Annotated in this window: 1 protein-coding gene and 1 pseudogene; both read right to left on the minus strand. The window is 43.1% G+C overall.

The genetic code is table 11. The features are described 5' to 3' along the window. Positions 1-178: pseudogene (locus tag AB4653_RS18555) on the minus strand (ABC transporter permease); the annotation flags it as partial. Positions 179-455: 277 nt separating this feature from the next. Next, positions 456-1,262, minus strand: a complete 807-nt coding sequence (locus AB4653_RS18560; RefSeq protein WP_009846741.1) for a substrate-binding domain-containing protein — start codon at positions 1,260-1,262, stop codon at positions 456-458. Positions 1,263-1,400 lie beyond the last annotated feature (138 nt).

Raw genomic sequence — 1,400 nt, forward strand, 5'->3', positions numbered from 1 at the left:
CCCATTTACCGGGGAATTCGGTGTAAGCCAGTAAGAAAGCCATAAGGATTGCAGGAACAATCACTAATGAGATGGCGGACAAAGATACGCTGAAGGATACCGCGACGATTTGCCACAATTCGTGGTCAAAACTCACCAGTAGATTCATTGCATCAATCGTTGTTTGCCATAGGGTCATGAAGTATCTCGTTTGAATCGATAATAGGCTTTTATCGGTAGTGTCTGATGTTAATCATAGCTGACACAAACTATTTGAGCCTGTATTGGTCAGCGATTGTTTCTAAGCTTGAATGCCTTTAAAGCAAGGCGGTTTTTAAACGTGATTATTTAGGTGGTCTCGTTGACTGTTTAGTTAAGCGTAGCGCTAGTTGGTTAGGGTTAAACCTTCAACGCTACGCTTTACTCACAACCCACGACTCATTTCTTACAACAAGCTATTCTGCGCTTGCAACCAACTATTCTGCGTTTGCAACAAACAGTTGTTTGCCGTGCAGTTTAAAGTCGTTGATCAGTTTCTGGCCTTTAGGGTTAACCAACCAATCACTGAATACTTTCGCTGCTTGGTAATTGATGCTTGGGTAGCGTTCTGGGTTAACAAGAATCACTTGGTAAGGGTTAAATAGGTTCTTGTCGCCTTGGAACAACACTTTAAGGTCAAGTTTGTTTTGGTAAGCCAACCAAGTACCACGGTCTGTCATGGTGTAGCCTTGCATTTCAGACGCCATGTTCAGAGTAGGACCCATTCCTTGACCAACGCTGCGATAGCCGCCAAAGTTTGGCTCCATCTTAGTTTGTGCCCAAATACCCATCTCTTTCTTATGAGTACCAGAGTCGTCCCCACGAGAAACAAACGTCACGTTGTTGTTCGCGATTGCTTTGAACACATCAGCTACTGCTTTTTGAGATTCAATCTTCGCAGGGTCGCTTTGTGGGCCAACGATAACAAAATCGTTGTACATCAGCTTACGAGGTAAAACGCCGTAACCTTTTTCAACGAAGTTCGCTTCAGCTTTTGGTGCGTGAGTCATTACCAAATCAACATCACCGTTTTCACCCATGCGAAGTGATTTACCCGTACCCGCAGCGAGAACATCAACCTTAATACCAGAATCCTTTTCGAACTCAGGCAATAAGTAGTCCAGTAAGCCTGAGTGGTAGGTACTTGTGGTTGTCGCCAATTTGATATGAGTGGTGTCTTCCGCGCTGCTAGCCGTGTAACTGACGATAGATAGAGCTGCAATAGTTAGGGGAATTGCTTTCATTATTATTATGTCCATTCTGTTATAAATGAATGACATGCCTCTATTTTTAAAGGGCTCAAAGAAGGGCATGTGCATAAGACGCTAATTGTTGTAATTAGGAATCTACACCTAATAAGCAAGCTTAATGCCAATAAATAG

This window comes from Vibrio sp. 10N.222.48.A3 (genome assembly GCF_041475345.1).
Taxonomy (GTDB): domain Bacteria; phylum Pseudomonadota; class Gammaproteobacteria; order Enterobacterales; family Vibrionaceae; genus Vibrio; species Vibrio tasmaniensis_A.

What these genes read in the sequence shown, in the direction of transcription:
- AB4653_RS18560 (WP_009846741.1), bottom strand. Translation starts at nt 1,262, where the DNA reads ATGAAAGCAATTCCCCTAACTATTGCAGCTCTATCTATCGTCAGTTAC.